Source organism: Flavobacterium frigidum, from assembly GCF_048286795.2.
Genome location: NZ_JBLVPT020000001.1, coordinates 663,076 through 679,617 on the forward strand (window position 1 = coordinate 663,076; position 16,542 = coordinate 679,617).

Annotated in this window: 14 protein-coding genes; 6 read left to right on the forward strand and 8 right to left on the reverse strand. The window is 33.8% G+C overall.

Translation table 11 applies throughout. The features are described 5' to 3' along the window. Window positions 1-257: 257 nt before the first annotated feature. Window positions 258-1,727, reverse strand: a complete 1,470-nt coding sequence (locus tag ACNQGB_RS03060; protein WP_417946961.1) for a serine hydrolase domain-containing protein — start codon at window positions 1,725-1,727, stop codon at window positions 258-260. Between the two features lie 88 nt (window positions 1,728-1,815). After that, window positions 1,816-2,355, reverse strand: coding sequence for a helix-turn-helix domain-containing protein (locus ACNQGB_RS03065; protein WP_417946960.1), 540 nt, complete (start codon window positions 2,353-2,355; stop codon window positions 1,816-1,818). A gap of 514 nt (window positions 2,356-2,869) precedes the next feature. Here ACNQGB_RS03065 and ACNQGB_RS03070 point away from each other — a divergent pair. Genes ACNQGB_RS03070 through ACNQGB_RS03080 form a run of 3 tightly spaced genes read left to right on the forward strand, consistent with a single transcriptional unit; the run spans window position 2,870 to window position 4,774 of the window. Next, complete coding sequence (locus ACNQGB_RS03070) at window positions 2,870-3,724, forward strand: SPFH domain-containing protein (RefSeq protein WP_309757013.1); 855 nt, start codon at window positions 2,870-2,872, stop codon at window positions 3,722-3,724. A gap of 4 nt (window positions 3,725-3,728) precedes the next feature. Beyond that, complete coding sequence (locus ACNQGB_RS03075) at window positions 3,729-3,899, forward strand: type II toxin-antitoxin system antitoxin (protein WP_309757011.1); 171 nt, start codon at window positions 3,729-3,731, stop codon at window positions 3,897-3,899. A gap of 47 nt (window positions 3,900-3,946) precedes the next feature. Further along, a complete protein-coding gene (locus tag ACNQGB_RS03080) occupies window positions 3,947-4,774 on the forward strand; it encodes an alpha/beta fold hydrolase (RefSeq protein WP_417946957.1) in 828 nt (275 codons plus the stop codon). Window positions 4,775-5,581: 807 nt separating this feature from the next. Here the strand turns inward: ACNQGB_RS03080 and ACNQGB_RS03085 are convergent. Next, window positions 5,582-5,776: a hypothetical protein gene (locus ACNQGB_RS03085; protein WP_417946955.1), complete on the reverse strand. Its 195-nt coding sequence runs from the start codon at window positions 5,774-5,776 to the stop codon at window positions 5,582-5,584. 377 nt (window positions 5,777-6,153) lie between these two features. On the opposite strand from ACNQGB_RS03085, the gene ACNQGB_RS03090 reads away from it, so the two are divergent. After that, the gene (locus ACNQGB_RS03090) at window positions 6,154-7,668 is read left to right on the forward strand and encodes a S8 family peptidase (protein WP_417946954.1); all 1,515 of its coding nucleotides are present in this window, start codon (window positions 6,154-6,156) and stop codon (window positions 7,666-7,668) included. A gap of 70 nt (window positions 7,669-7,738) precedes the next feature. Here the strand turns inward: ACNQGB_RS03090 and ACNQGB_RS03095 are convergent, their stop codons facing one another. The 5 genes from ACNQGB_RS03095 to hflX form a co-directional block, all read right to left on the reverse strand. Continuing rightward, a complete protein-coding gene (locus tag ACNQGB_RS03095; protein ID WP_472777061.1) occupies window positions 7,739-8,419 on the reverse strand; it encodes a TlpA family protein disulfide reductase in 681 nt (226 codons plus the stop codon). A gap of 96 nt (window positions 8,420-8,515) precedes the next feature. Next, window positions 8,516-9,097 carry an outer membrane beta-barrel protein gene (locus ACNQGB_RS03100; RefSeq protein ID WP_417947562.1) on the reverse strand — a complete coding sequence of 194 codons (582 nt, stop codon included), beginning with the start codon at window positions 9,095-9,097 and terminating at the stop codon, window positions 8,516-8,518. Window positions 9,098-9,274: 177 nt separating this feature from the next. Continuing rightward, window positions 9,275-9,745: a hypothetical protein gene (locus tag ACNQGB_RS03105; RefSeq protein WP_417947561.1), complete on the reverse strand. Its 471-nt coding sequence runs from the start codon at window positions 9,743-9,745 to the stop codon at window positions 9,275-9,277. Continuing rightward, window positions 9,732-10,538, reverse strand: a complete 807-nt coding sequence (locus ACNQGB_RS03110) for a hypothetical protein (protein ID WP_417947560.1) — start codon at window positions 10,536-10,538, stop codon at window positions 9,732-9,734. The genes ACNQGB_RS03105 and ACNQGB_RS03110 overlap by 14 nt, the downstream gene beginning before the upstream one ends. Window positions 10,539-10,929: 391 nt before the next feature. Next, on the reverse strand, window positions 10,930-12,180 hold the full coding sequence (gene hflX, locus ACNQGB_RS03115) for a GTPase HflX (RefSeq protein WP_309755287.1): 1,251 nt from the start codon (window positions 12,178-12,180) through the stop codon (window positions 10,930-10,932). A gap of 253 nt (window positions 12,181-12,433) precedes the next feature. Between hflX and ACNQGB_RS03120 the strand changes: the two genes are divergently transcribed. Further along, on the forward strand, window positions 12,434-14,068 hold the full coding sequence (locus tag ACNQGB_RS03120) for a DUF6377 domain-containing protein (RefSeq protein WP_417947150.1): 1,635 nt from the start codon (window positions 12,434-12,436) through the stop codon (window positions 14,066-14,068). A 317-nt stretch (window positions 14,069-14,385) separates the two neighbouring features. Continuing rightward, complete coding sequence (locus tag ACNQGB_RS03125) at window positions 14,386-16,503, forward strand: glycoside hydrolase family 97 protein (protein ID WP_417947148.1); 2,118 nt, start codon at window positions 14,386-14,388, stop codon at window positions 16,501-16,503. Window positions 16,504-16,542: the final 39 nt, after the last annotated feature.

Genomic DNA, 16,542 nt, shown 5'->3' on the forward strand with positions numbered 1-16,542 from the left:
CAAATATATCAATAAGTCCCGATAACCAGGTACGATTTAAGATGCCTTTTTTGAGTATGTTGATCGCTCTAAACTGAATTTTGCTGTAAAAACGCTCAAGACTGAAAGCCCTCTTGATTATTCTCTCTCTAAACTTTACGATAACTCCATATTTTCTGCCAGTGACCGGTTCTCCCGTAAAAACGGGACAGGCTGTTCAACACGGATTTCATTGTTCGTGCTAAGCACGCAACGAAAACGTAGCTGATGTGGGAAGTTTATCTTTTGTCCCACAGTTCCTTACCTAAATACATATACTTTGTTAGTAATTCTTCAAATATTTTTCCAGCATTATCTCCATTTAGAAAAATAACATATCCATTTTTACTTTTGGGAAACATAATAGCTAATGTGTTTACGCCTGGATCTTTCCCTGTGTGCATCAAAGCATATTCGTCTCCACTAAATCCTGTTAATTTTTCCCAACCCAGTCCGAAGTAATCTTTGTCTTTAAGTTGTACTTGATTTCTTGACATTTCATCAAACACCGATTGCGATAAACCTGCACCGTTCAAAATGTAAGAAAGAAAGTTTCCATAGTCTTCAACAGTAGTCAAGAGATTTGCAGCTGCATTTGCTTGGTAGTATTTTATCGTATCCAATACTTTGCCGTCTTTATCATAGTTTTTCACGTATCGTTTTTCGTCCATTGACTTGTCCCACCAAAAGTGAGTATCATTCATTTTGGCAGGTTTAAAAACTAATTCATCTGCAAGCTTTTCAAGTTTCTTACGAAACTTCACTTCTAAGGCTTTTCTTAAATATTCAAAACCTTCACCTGAATATTGGAATTTAGTAGCGGGTTCAAATTCAAAAGAAAGTGTCTTATTTTCAGCTAAATAACGCCAATTTGGAAATCCTGTTTGATGAGAAAGGATAATTCTTGGTGTGAGTTTTCCAGTCCACTTATCATTTTTTAAATCAGGGTCTTTCCAATACTTGTCTAATGGTTCGTCTAAACCTAATTTTCCTGCACTAATCAATTTCAATGTAACCAAAGCTGTGATTGGCTTAGTAAGTGATGCTACTTTAAAAATTGAATTATACGAAGCAGGTATTCCTTTGTCTATATTTCCTAAAACCTTTATTTGTTTTAGTTTTCCATTTTCAATAATCCCTAATCCTAATACAGGTACATTTTCTTGTATTAAAAGATTTCCAATTTCTTTTTCAAATGTGCTTTTAGTTTCCTTGTTAGATGGGTCATTATGGTCAAAACTCAACACCACTTTAAGCAACCAATTTCCATTCTCAAGTAAATACAAATGGGTAAATTTTGCTCTACTTGTATGAACATCAGCTTTATTTTTTTCTCTTATGTAAAAGTCGTGAATCCCACTTTGAATAGCTCCATATAAAACACCATTATTATACATTGGAAAAACTTCCATACTTTCTTCTACAACCTTTCTTATTGGCTTTCTTATTGTGTCACCACAGATGTGTTTTTTAGTGTTTTCTATAAAAATACTCCTGTTTTGAATACCACTTTGGTCGTGATAAAACATTAATTCTTTATGAACAGCATTGCTTAAATATTCCAAGTCGCATAGGTTGAAGCTGCGTTCAAAGAAAATACTGTCCTGCTTTTTTAAAGTCAGGAATATTTCAGAATTTTTTGGTACCTGTGCATTTGCTAATCCAATTGAAAAGATGGTAATTACCAGCGAAAGAAAATGTTTTTTCATAATATTTAATTTTCGACAAAGATTGAGAATTAAACGATTTCCTATATATAAATTTAGTTGCCAATAACCCGCCAATTGCACGCCAAAATTATATTAGGCTAAAATTCAGCTTTAATTTTAGATCTTTGGTTTTATCAATTGCTTTAGCATTTAAAAGTATAATTGCGAAATTTGATAATACCAAAATCACCATAATAATTAAGGTGAACTTATTGCCAAGCGAATACCAATTTTTCATAAAAGAGCTTAACATGAATATAATAAATGACAAAATTGTCCATAAAATTTGAACGGATATTATTTGTTTTGAAATTGGATTAAATTCTTTTTTTACAAACATCAAAAAAAGCGGAAAAACAATATTTAAAGGAGGAAAAAATGTAGCTGGTATAGAAGAAAGATTGATGAGTTTAATTAATGGGTAATTTATTGATGTTTTTTTATCTTCTCTATTAATCAATTCATTTCGGTCTATATTTAGGGTTTTAGACAGTATTTTGAGTGTATATCCCTTTGGCTCTATTCCAGACTCAATTCGCTGAATTGTTCTAACTGAAACACCAGATTTTGTAGCTAATTCTTCTTGAGTTAAGTTTAACTTTTCCCGATTATTCTTTAACTTTGACATTTTGGGTTTATTTAAATTTCCCACAACGTCAGCCTGTGCAAAAACTTCCGTTTTATTATGCTCAAATATACCAAAATGTTGATATAAAAAGAAGATTTTTCATATTTCTAAGCATGCAGCACATCATAGGTATTTCTCATCAACAACTGCGTTTTACAAGTTTAGAAGATACAATAAGTCCCGATAATCAGGTACGATTTATAGATGCCCTTGTTGAATATGTTTATCGCTCTAAGCTCGACTTTGCTGTAGAATCGCTCAAGACTGAAAGCCCTCTTGTGATTCTCTCTCAAAACTTTCTATTACGTCGTCCGCGCCAATGACTGGCGTGTGCTTTTATAGGTTGGTCGTTGCACATAGTTTTTCTGTCTGTGTCCGCTGTTATTGTCTAGAAGTCTAGAAAGATAGGTGAATTAGTTAAAAGGCTTGTTTTTGTATCGAATTATTGTTTACATTTGTGATATCAAAATGATATCATTTAAATATTACTCACTATGAAAAAATATTACTCACTATGAAAACAGAAAAAATTATAGCACCGTTAAATGGCTATTTGGTTGTTGTCGTGCTATTAGTATTAACAGCATTAGCGCTTTATAGCTTTATCTCTAATAATATGATGTTGGGAGTTGCGTCATTTCTAATATTTGTTCTTTTAATAAAAGGCTTTATTGTAGTAAGTCCGAACAGCTCAAAAGTCCTATTGCTTTTTGGAGACTATAAAGGTAGTGTCAAACAAAGCGGCTTTTTTTGGATCAACCCACTTTATAATTGGACAAGCTTGTCTTTACGTGCAAGAAACTTTGAGAGTGAAAAAATTAAGGTCAATGATAAAATGGGAAACCCAATTATGATTAGCGTTATTTTAGTTTGGAAAGTTAAAGACTCATTTAAGGCTACGTTTGAAGTGGATAATTACGAAAACTTTATAAGAATTCAAACGGATTCAGCAGTTAGGAAACTTGCAGGTTCTTTTCCGTATGACCATTTTGAAGATGAAAGAGCGACAGTAACATTAAGCACTAATTTTGATGATGTAAATAAAGCTCTTGAGCGTGAAGTCACAGAGCGTTTAGAAATTGCCGGAATAGAAGTTGTAGAGTCAAGAATTGGATACTTAGCTTATGCTCCTGAAATTGCTCATTCAATGTTAAGAAGACAACAAGCGTCTGCTGTTGTCGCCGCTCGTCATAAAATTGTTGAAGGCGCTGTCGGGATGGTAGAAAGTGCTTTAAAACTTTTAGCTGATAAAGAAATTATTGAGTTTGATGAAGACAGAAAAGCATCAATGGTCAGCAATTTAATGGTTGTCCTTTGTGGTGATAGTGAAACGAAACCTGTAATTAATACAGGCACTTTAAATCAATAGGGAAATGTCCGAGAAAAAGTCATTTGCATTAAGAATAGATTCAGAAACGATGAAAGCCATTGAGAAATGGGCTGCTGATGAATTCCGTAGTGTCAATGGTCAAATCGAATGGATGCTTAATAATAGTCTTAAAGAAGCGAAAAGAATTAAAGTAAAAACTGTCCCAAAAAATTAGTTTCCGAATGTTGTGTGCAAGTAGCTAAAAAATCGTATAAATAAAAAATGAAATTAAAATTATTACTATTTTTGTTTGCAATATTCATTTCTAAAAATGGAATTGCCCAAATTAAATATAATTCAAATAATGGAAAATATTTAACAATACGAGGAACTAAACTCTATTATGAAGAATATGGAAAAGGGACACCTTTACTTCTACTTCACGGAGGTTTAGGAAATATCATTGATTTTAAGAAATGCTTTCCAACTTTATCAAAAAAATACAGAGTAATTGCTTTTGATGCACCTGGGCTTGGACGTTCTGAATTCGCAGATAGTGCTATGACTTATCAGCTTATGGCTGATTATTATTCCTTAGCAATAGATTTATTAAAATTAGATAGTACTTATGTAACTGGTTGGAGTGATGGTGGAAATGTAGCATTACTTCTTGCAAAAATGAGACCTGATAAAATTAAGAAAATTGCGGTTTCTGGTGCAACATACAAACTGGAAGGAACTACAAAAACATCATTAGAAGAAATAAAAAAATTCTCAGATACAGTTTGGGTATCCAAAGAACTAAAACCTTGGATAAAACAATATAAAGAAAAATCGCCTACAGGAAATTGGAAAAGATATATAACCGAAGCAAAAAAAATGTGGTTTGAAGAAATTTATTTTGAAAAGTCCATTTTGTACGAAATAAATATTCAAACATTGCTTGTTTATGGGGATAATGACATGTACACGCCAGAACTTGGATTAGAATTACACAAAGCAATCAAAAAATCACAATTTTGCATTTTACCTAATACTTCTCACGATGTATTTTGGAAAAAACCTGAATTAATAAATCAAATATTAATAACTTTTTTTAATGAAAAATAGGGCTTAAAATAATACCAGCACACAACAGTCAGAAAACTAGGCGAAAAAAGCCCATCAACCAAGAATGTTGAGGGGCTTTTTTCGTTTAGTTTGTGTTGACTGAGTGCCCCATATTTACGATTCCTTTATAGCGGCATTTACGTTTACGAAAAGTCAGTCCAACGGCTTACCTATAATGTTGGCTTGTATCAAGTGTTATTGTGTGTAGCGACACGTATGTTGAGCACGAAAGATTGGACATTACAATATTCCATTCCAATTTCGGCAAATTTTTCCGCCTTCCAACTTTCGCTTTAAATAGTTTTCTTTTTGCAAATTTAACTTTGAAAACTTCAATTAAACCTCAAAAAAACGACGAAAAAATTCCGCCTTCGGTCTTCCATAACGCGGTCAATATTTGTATTTCCACATCGCTTAAAATTCGAGTTTTCGGTTCAAATTTCTGTCAGCTATATTTCTACTTCATTAAATCCTTTTTTGTGCTAATACGCCCGATTAAAATCTGCTGAGTCACGTCCAAGGAGCTATACACTATAACGTCAGTCTGTGAAAAAACTTCCGTTTTACTATGCTCAAATATAACAAAAAACTTATATTAAAAGAAGATTTTTCGTATTTTTAAGGATACAGCACATCACAAGTATTTCTCGTAAACAAGTGCGTTTTTCCTGTTTAGAAGATACTATCAGTCCGGATAACCAGGTACGATTTAAGATGCCTTTGTTGCGTATGTTAATCTCTCTAAGCTCGATTTTGCTTTAAAAACGCTCAAGACTGAAAGCACTCTTGTGATTCTCTCTCAAAACTTTACAATAAATGCGTAGTTCCTGCCAGTGACCAGTTCTGCCATAAAAACGGGACAGGCTGTTCAACTGGTGTTTCATTGTTCGTGCTGCGTAAGTAACAAATCTCTAGCTGTTGTGTGACGTAGATTACTGTTATTTTAATAAGTACTTTTACTCTTTCAAAAACAAATTCGGCTTTTTTGTCTATTACAATCATATCAAAATCATTTATAGGAACATCCGAAAATGCAGTTATGATTCAAGTTTGGATGGCTTTAATTACCATTCTCATTCTAAAAACATTAAAAGCACAATCAAAATTTGATTGGTATTTGTCCAATTTAGTCTCTTTTATATGATTGAATCTTTTCGTTAAAATTGCCTTGCAAAAATGGTTAGATAAACCATTTGAAGAACACATATAACCTCCTCCAGAAAACATGCAATAGGTTCTATTTTAAAAAATTGCCATTTCAATGTATAAACTCAATAAATGGTCGAATTTTATATGTCTTAATTTTATTTAGAACAGTATTGAGAATTAATAACAAAATAATGCTATATTCACAAGTTATTAACCAAAAATAAACCAATATGACATTTAAACTTTTTAGATTCGTACTCGTAACCGCTATTGTATTCACCTCGTGTAGCAGAGATGAAAATGAAAATCAAACCGTAAAGGTAAATGCTTTGCAAAAAGAACCGTTGACCCCAACACAAATTAACGCCACAATTAATCAAGTTTTGTCTTCAAACAAACAGTTTCATTGGAGTGAAATGTCTAGTCAAATGATTTGGAGTGCCGCTTTACAAGGACAAAACTTAATCACAGTTGGTTTTGGAAATTCTGAAACTGATTACGATAGAAGTAAATCATCTAACAATCAAAAAATGCAAGACGATTTACTGCAACTTATTTCTAAATATGAAGGTAAAGAAATTAAGGACATTTTAGTTTCTTCGGATGCATTTTTAAATCTGATGGATGTTGTGATCACCAAACAAGAAACCGTTCTTGCCTTAAGACAAACTAAATTTGTTAGATACGTTGAGCCTGCTGATTACCGCTTTCTAGGTGAAACTCCAAAAAATCAAAACGAGAAATCAAGCTCCAGCACAAGCTCCGGTTGCGGGTTTGAAGCTTCTACTTTAAACACCACCGATTTTACTACTGTCACTCCTAATGCAAGAGTGCCTTGGGCATTTTACCAACATAATATTCCATCGGCTTGGAATGTCAGCACCGGAAGAGGAATTACAATAGGCGTTATAGATACTGGTACTTCACCAAACCAAACTTTACTAGGCTCTAGTTTTAACAACGGTTTATCAACTGGTCGTACTATTCAAAAATTTGGAACATTTGTAGATTCTATTTGGCCATGGAGCACAGCAACAGATGGTTCTAGTGATTTATGTGGGCACGGAACCAGCATGTCATCAGTAGCTACTGCGCCAAGAAATGACAAAGGATTACCTGTTGGGGTTGCTTATAATGCTAACTTAGTAACCTATAGAGCGGCAGAAAACGTATTACTAGAAGGCTACCACGAACAAAATGGTGTTAAAGATGCCTTTACTGGTTTAGGAAACAATCCAAATGTAAAAATTATTTCTATGTCTATGGGATACATATTTTCGGTAGGGAAAATTTCTGATGCTGTAAAATACGCTCACAGCCGAGGCAAATTGATATTTTGCGCCGGAGGAACTTCTACAACATTCACCACTTTTGTTGGAGTTATTTTCCCTGCTTGGATGCCCGAAGCAGTGGCTGTAACTGGAGTTAAAGAAGGTACTACTTATCAAAAATGTGATGTTTGCCACACTGGAGATAAAATTGATTTCACCATTGCCATGCAAAGAGCCACAGGAGGAAACACAGTTCCTGTTACAAGTTACTACGACAATCAATCTGATTATGTGGGTGGTTCATCAGTAGCTACTGCCACTACTGCAGGAATTGCAGCATTAGTTTGGGCCAAAAATCCAACTTGGACAAGAGATCAAGTACTCACAAAAATGAAACAATCCTCAAGATATTACCCAACTAAAAATCCTGATTTTGGTCACGGAAACATTGATGCTTTAAAAGCCGTTCAATAAACTGTAAAAAAACAAAACCACTTAATGCTAAAAAGATTAAGTGGTTTTTTTATGTTCAATAATTTTGAATTTATAACAAGGTCGTAAGAGTAGTTTGTATGTCTTTCATATGTACTGGTATTATTTCGGCGGTTACAATTTTAATAACTCCATTTTTATCCAAAATTAAGCTTGTTGGATATGCATCAATTTTAAGTTTTTCTATCTGTTTACCTGAATTAGTAATATGTTTATAATCAAACTTGTGCTTTTTTAAAAATACCTCAACCGCTGCCAAGTCATCAAAGGTAATGTTGATAAAGTTGACCTTATCTTTGAAGTTTTCTTTTAATTGATTTAATAGCGGAAGTTCTTCAATGCAAGGAGGGCATCTAGTGAACCAAAAATTAATGTAAGTTGGTTTTCCTTCTAGATAATCTTTCTTGAAATTTTTTTGGTCATTGTCAGCATATTGCTCAATTTGAAATTTTGTTCCAATAAACTTTTTTGTATCTCCCCAAGGATCAAAGCCGTCAGGCGTAACCTCCAAATTAGTAAGTCTTATGTAGTTTACAATAGAATCCTTTTTTTCAATAGTCTTTAAATTCACTTCTTCAAGTTTTCCGTTTTTCGCCTTATTGTCTTTGTAAACTTTGTAGTTGATGTCGCTCATCATATCTTCTCCATTTACTACGTAATATACTTTTTGAGCAAAACAATTTACATTAACGGTCAATAGTAATGCAATGACAATTTTTAGTACGTTTTTCATATTGGTACGGGTTGTTAAGTTAGGGATATTGATTATAAATTATTTTGAATTAATAATTTTGAAAAACTTGTAACGACTTCTAGTTTAATAGCTCCTTTACAATCTTAAACCTAGACCAACTTTTAATAGATTTACATTTGTATTGAATGCCGTTTTAGGAACTTCATTGCCGACATTTAATTTTACATAATCAAACTGAAGGTCTAAAAATATTTTACTTGTAATGTCATAAGCAACTCCAAAATTTGCATTAATACCACTTTCTGTGCTATTTGAAGCTGAAACATCAAATCCATTATTAGTTCCAGTTGCTTTAAAAACCATAAAAGTATAACCAATACCAACAAATAGGCGTATTTTAGGTACTGATTCTATCTTCAATTCACTAAAAATTCTTGGTTGAATAAGATATGATTTAACTCTAAAATCCTGATCTCCGATATTATCATTAGTATTATTTGATAAAATTCCGCCGTTTAAAGATGCACCAATATTTATATTTTTTAATTCCGAAAATCTAAATTTTCCTCCTACATCAATAATTCCACTGTAGTTTTTACTAATAAAATTTTGACCCATCGTTAGTGGATAATGCATTTCAAGACTAAGTTTTGAATCCTGCGAAAAAGATTTCATTGATAAGATAAATAACAAAGTCAAAAGTAAATTTTGTTTCATATTGCAATTTTTAAATTTTGTTTTATGTTAGTTGGTTTAACATCTATTATTGAGTACACAAATATAGAAGATATGAACTACAAAAAAATTCATTTTGCTTTATATCTACTTTTTTTTGTTGTGTTTTTATCTTAAGTAATGTGCTCAAGGGTTGGGAAAAACAGGTGATTGAGTAAACTATTTAGTTGCACTTTTTACAATAAATTTTGAAAAAGTTTTAAATAATCTAATAAAAGTAATGAATGAAATTATAGTTAAATACCAAATACTGGATTTTAGAAATACTGTGAAAGTAAGTGGATATCTTTTAAGAGTAAATAATGTTTCTGTTGATATTACACCAAATTTATAAATTAAAATTAATCCTAATGTTAAAATAAAAATAAGTGTCGAAACTTGGAATTGGTCAATTAAGACATGAAGCAGTGTCTTAGAATTGTTTGTACTATCCTCTATTTTGTAAAGTTCTTTAGAAAAAGAACTTGTACCTATGATAGAAAGCGCTGTAATCGTAAAACCTACAGTTATTGACAAAAAAGTTGAAATAGTGTCAAATGCTACTTCATTATCAAAATTCCAAACTGTTGAAAACAGAAAAAGAACCGATAACGTAAATCCTAGAAATGATATGGTTTTAAAAATCTTCATTTTTTATTTTAGATATTAATTTGGAAAACACTTCATCCGGTAAAAACATTTCATTTTCATCAACCATCGTTTTAAATTCAATTTTTCGAGAAAAACCATCCGCATTAAAAAGCATTCCTAAATTATTTTCATCACGGCCCGAAATTACAACACCATTAAAGTTAACTCTATTTTCAAAAATACTCTTTATTTTCTCTAATAAACTGTTGCCAATAAGTTTGTCTTGATAATGAAAGTGTAACTGAGCAGAAACTGCTTCAAAGCCATTAATTTCTTCGGCAAGTTTTTCGGTCAAAATATTTGATTGACTCAAAAGATTAGGGACAGCAGAAAGCCTTATGTCATCTAATTTTTTTAGGGTTTTTATAAATTTTTCTTGGTCATAAATATCTTTAGAAACAAGTTTTGTTTTATTATCAAATCTGATTCTAAAAAAATCTATTAAAGAATTTCTTTTTCTTGAATTACTAAGCCAAAGAAACCCTGTCTTAAAGTCAATTAAACCAAATGTTTCTTTTGGTTCAGCTTGGTTTGGTTGTCTTGGATTTGGTAAGGTTGTCTTTGTTTCAACGTCAAATACATTCGGATTTCTAGGCATAGCAGAACCGTCGCCAAAAGTTATTTTAAGATGATTTTCAGTATAAATGTATTTATAAATGTGTACCCGTTTATTTTCGGTGATGGTATATGTGTCTTCAGGAATTTGTTTTTTAAAGTCATCAATGTTTATCGCATTGTCATTTACTGACAGGAAAGTTCCGCTAAATACAATATTTTTCGAGCTATTTTCCATTAATTTAGTTTTCTGTGTTTTACAGTTTTTTCACCCTATTATTTATCTAATATACTACAAAATAACTTCAAATCCATCCCATTTTGGCTTGGTACGTTTAATGACAGTCACATTGTATTGATTATCAAATATAAGAATAATTGTATTACAAATAGTCTAAAAATCCTAAACGTCACTAATTACCGTCAAGCCCCGCATGAAGGATGGAAGCGGCATCCTTTTAATACATTTTAGGCTACTAGCCTCTTAAAAGCTAGTAGCCTAAAATGTATTAAAAGATATAGCAAACAGCCTGACGCAGCTGCAACGCTAGTGAAAGCTGGGACATGCCCAAAAAAAATCCCTCTTGAAAATTTCAAAAGGGATTAATTTATTTATGTTGTAAAGAGAATTATTCGTTTTCTTCTTCGTCTTTTTCTTCTTTCTCTACCGCGTCTTTGTAATCCGGATACAAGAATTTGTTGTAGGGGAAACGGGTGATGTGAATTTGCCTTACGGATTCGTACACGCGTTCTCTAAACTCTTCGAAATTTTCTTTGTGCGTAGCCGAAATAAACAATGCATTTTCTTCGCCCACTCGGCTCATCCAAGTCGCTTTCCACTCTTCTAGCGTGTAATGTCTTGGCGTTTTTTCGGTCATTAAATCGTCTTCATCAATCGTCAAATGCTGGTACGCATCGATTTTATTAAACACCATGATTACCGGTTTGTCATTGGCCTTAATGTCTAATAAGGTTTGGTTTACCGAGGCGATATGATCTTCAAATTCTGGGTGCGAAATATCTACCACGTGCAAAAGCAAATCGGCTTCGCGAACCTCATCGAGCGTACTTTTGAAGGAATCAACCAGTTGCGTTGGCAGTTTCCTGATAAATCCTACGGTATCCGAAAGCAAGAAGGGCAAGTTTTTGATGACTACTTTTCGAACTGTTGTGTCTAGCGTTGCAAAAAGTTTGTTCTCTACAAAAACATCACTTTTACCCACAGCATTCATCAAAGTCGATTTCCCCACATTAGTATATCCTACCAGAGCCACACGAACCATTGCGCCACGATTTCCGCGCTGCGTTCCCATTTGCTTGTCGATTGCTTTGATTTTATCTTTCAATAAAGCGATTCGGTCACGTACAATACGTCGGTCTGTTTCGATCTCGGTTTCCCCTGGTCCACGCATCCCGATTCCTCCTTTTTGACGTTCTAAGTGCGTCCACAAGCCAGACAATCGAGGCAACATATAAATGCATTGCGCCAATTCGACCTGCGTTCTCGCATAGGAAGTTTCGGCACGTTGCGCAAAAATATCAAGGATCAAGTGCGTCCGGTCCAGAATTTTACATTCGGTTATGATTTTAGATATATTTTTTTGCTGGGATGGCGACAATTCATCATCAAATACCAAGGTTGATATTTCGTTTTCTTTGACAAAAAGGTGAATCTCTTCAATTTTTCCAGTTCCTACAAAAGTTTTAGGATTAGGTCGTTCCATTTTTTGCGAAAAACGTTTCACCACTTGGCCACCTGCGGTAAAAGTCAAAAACTCTAATTCATCAAGATATTCGTTTAGTTTTTGTTCGCTTTGATTTTGGGTTACGATACCTACAATAGCTGTTTTTTCGAAATTTAATACTTGTTTTTCTAACATGTCTTTGAATAAGCTACAAATTTAATGATTTGTCAGATACTTATCTAATTGTACGTTTATAAAAAAATAAGAAGACGTGAATAATGATAGTATTCTGTTCAGACAAAATATTCGACCAAAAAAGCCTCGAAAGGAATTAGCAAATAAATGCTTGTTTTAAAAACTCTTGCAATGGCAACGCATACTTTTAAGGTTCTTCTAGATTTTTAATTATTTTTACACCTACTTAATCCCATTTTGAATGAATCGCTTTTTGATACTACTTATTGCATTCTTGTTTCCTGTTGTTCTTTTTGCACAAAATGATTTTGAGGAATTGCTGGAAGAATTAGATCAATCGGTGGCTAATTATGCTATTTATTCCGATACAAAAGAGGGTGAAATCAACCAACTCAAAAAACTGCTCTCCTACTCTTCTTCTGCTTCGCAACGCTATGATATTTACGAAAAATTGTATGCGGAGTATAGATCCTACCAGTCCGATTCAGCGATGGTTTACGCTCGAAAGAGTTTTCAAATTGCTGAAAAACTTAATGATATTCATAAGATCAATCACTCCCGATTAAATTTGGCTTCGATCATGGGAACATTAGGAATGTACAAGGAAGCGACTGATATTCTTAACAAAATCAACATCGCGTCTTCACCAGAATTGATAGGCTATTATTTTACGGTAGAAAGCTACGTTTATGGCTACATGTCTGATTATGCAGCTTCGCCTCAAGAAAAAAAGAAGTATGTTGTCCTGACTCAGAAGTACCGAGATTCGTCCTTAAGGTATTACAAACCACAATCAAGTGCGTACATTATGGCAAAGTCCAGTACCCTTCTACAAGCAGGAAAATACAATGAAACAGTAGCTTTATTACTCAACTATTTCCCGACTATTGCACATAACAGTGAGGACCGAGCGGTTATTGCCTACATGATTTCGCAGGGCTTTCGCCAAAAAAAAGAGGCTGAGCAGGAGAAGAAATGGCTGATTATTTCGGCTATTTCCGATTTACAATTGGCCAAAAAGGAATATATTTCGTTGCGTTCTTTGGCTTTTCTAATGTATGAAAACGGAGATATTGACCGCGCTTACAAATACATAAAACGCTCGCTTGAAGACGCCCTTTTTTGTAATGCGCGCTTACGAACCTACGAAATATCGAAGATGTTGCCTATTATTAACGAGGCGTATCAAAAACAAAATGAAACCAATCGATTTCAGTTGGTTCTGTTTTTAATAAGTGCCAGTATATTATCTGTGTTCCTGTTGGCGGTACTTTTTTTACTTTTTAAGCAAATGAAAAAAGTATCTAAAGCAAAGCAGGATTTAAGTTTGGCCAATAGCAAGCTTTCGGAGTTAAATACCGATTTAAATACTTTCAATGAAAAATTGAATGAAACCAATTATACACTAACAGAAGCTAATCTTTTAAAAGAAATATACATTGGTCGCTACATGGATCAATGTTCCGATTATATTGGCAAGTTAGACGAATACCGCCGAAAATTGAATGTCATGGCAACAACAGGAAAAATGAATGACCTGATTGCTGCTGTAAAATCAAAACAATTTGTCGAAAATGAACTCTCAGCATTTCTCACAAATTTCGACAAGACCTTCCTGCAACTCTTTCCTACTTTCATACCAGAGTTCAGCGCGTTATTAATTGATGACGATGCCATACAATTGAAGGAAGGAGAACTGCTTAATACCGAACTACGAATTTTTGCACTAATTCGTTTGGGCATAAAAGACAGCGCAAAAATTTCGACTTTTCTGCGGTATTCGGTATCTACAATTTACAATTACCGTTCGCAACTCAAGAATAAAGCTGCGGGTCCACGAGAAGATTTTGAAGCTTCAGTAATGCTTATTGGAACCCATTTAAAATAGAAAAAACCTGTTGTACAACGAGCACTTGATGGTTAAAACACCTTACAAGCACTCTTTTTTATTATATGTCTACCACTTTTTTTGAACGATAAATATACATAATGTGCTATTATTCAATATATTGCATAACCTAAATCGAAAAACAATCTACTTTTTTAAAATGATAATAATAGGTAACGCATAAAGCGTTTACTTTTACTTTATCGAAAATCTGGAATACTTTTGAGTTTTTAAATAAATCGATTTCGTAAAAACCATTTTTATTACAATACCATTAAACCACTATCAGACTAATTATTAATTTATACCTAAAAAAAATGAAGCAATTTCTTTTCGCTGCGCTCGTGTGGCTTACGATTTTTAACTCCACCAACGCTCAACGGTTACAATCACCAAACGGAAATTTTGTAATGGAATTTGCATTACAAAATGATGGCACGCCCACGTACAGCTTGAATTATAAAAGTAAAGCAGTGGTAAAACCCAGTAAATTAGGTCTAGAGTTGAAAAATGACAAAAAATCACTGCTAAATGATTTTACTGTTTTAGATACAAAAACAACAACTTTTGATCAAAACTGGACACCTGTTTGGGGAGAAGTAGCTTCGATTCGCAACCATTATAACGAACTTGCAGTGACTTTAAATCAAAAAGGAACCGATAGACAACTAGTGATTCGGTTTCGATTATTTGACGATGGATTGGGTTTCCGTTATGAGTTTCCTTCGCAAAAAAACCTAGTATATTTTATCATTAAAGAAGAAAAAACTCAGTTTGCGATGACGGGCGATCACAAAGCATATTGGATTTCGGGAGATTATGACACACAAGAATACGATTATACCACATCTAAATTATCTGAAATTAGAGGTTTATCTTCTAAAGCTAGAACCGAAAATGCGTCGCAAACTTGGTTTTCAGATACTGGCGTACAAACTTCTTTGATGATGAAATCGGATGATGGCATCTACATCAACCTACATGAAGCGGCTTTAATCAACTATTCGCTTATGAACTTGGATTTAGATGATAAAAACATGATTTTCGAATCGCATTTAACTCCAGATGCAGTAGGCGATAAAGGCTACATGCAAACGCCTTCTCAATCGCCATGGAGAACCATTATTGTGAGTGATGATGCTAGAGAAATTTTAAGTTCTAAAATGACTTTAAACCTCAACGAGCCGTGTAAAATTGAAGATACCTCTTGGATAAAACCCGTAAAATACGTTGGTGTTTGGTGGGAAATGATCACAGGAAAAAGCTCTTGGTCTTATACCAACGATTTTCCAGCAGTACAACTTGGAATTACTGATTATTCTAAAGCAAAACCAAACGGCACACATGCTGCCAATACCGCTCACGTAAAAGAATATATCGATTTTGCAGCAAAACATGGCTTCGACGGTGTATTAGTAGAAGGCTGGAATCAAGGTTGGGAAGATTGGTTTGGTCATGCCAAAGATTATGTTTTTGATTTTGTAACACCTTATCCTGATTTTGATGTGAAAGGAATTCACGATTATGCCAAATCTAAAGGTGTAAAAATGATCATGCACCATGAAACATCAGGTTCAACTAGAAACTACGAACGTCACTTAGACAAAGCATTTCAATTCATGAACGACAATGGTTATGAAGCGGTAAAAAGTGGTTATGTTGGACCCATTTTACCTATTGGCGAACACCATTACAGCCAATCGATCATCAATCATTACCAATATGTTGTCGAAAAAGCAGCCGATTATAAAATTATGATTAATGCGCATGAAGCGGTTCGTCCTACTGGAATTTGTAGAACGTACCCAAATATGATTGGCAACGAATCTGCAAGAGGGACTGAATTTCAAGCTTTTGGTGGTTCAAAACCAAACCACGTTACTCTTTTACCATTTACGCGATTGATTGGCGGACCTATGGATTACACTCCAGGAATTTTTGAAATGGATATCAAAAAATTCAGCCCTAACAATAGCTCTCATGTCAACAGCACCTTGGCAAATCAATTGGCGCTATACGTAACCATGTATTCTCCGTTGCAAATGGCAGCCGATTTAATCGAGCATTACAATCAATTTCCAGATGCTTTTCAATTCATAAAAGACGTAGCCGTAGATTGGTCTGATAGTAAATATCTAGAAGCAGAACCCGGAGATTATATTACGGTGGCTAGAAAAGCAAAAGGAACGAACAACTGGTCTATTGGTAACGTGAATGGTGAAACCCCACGTAACGCTACCATCTCATTTGATTTCTTAGACAAAGGAAAAAAATACATGGCAACGATTTATGCTGATGCAAAAGAAGCGCATTACAAAACCAAACCACAAGCCTATTCAATTCGAAAAATAGCGGTGACTAACAAATCGAAAATTAGTCAACTTTCGGCAGCTGGAGGCGGCTATGCCATCAGTATAATTGAAATAAAAAAGTAATAACTAAAAAAAGGCTGTCTTGCAAGACAGCCTTTTTTT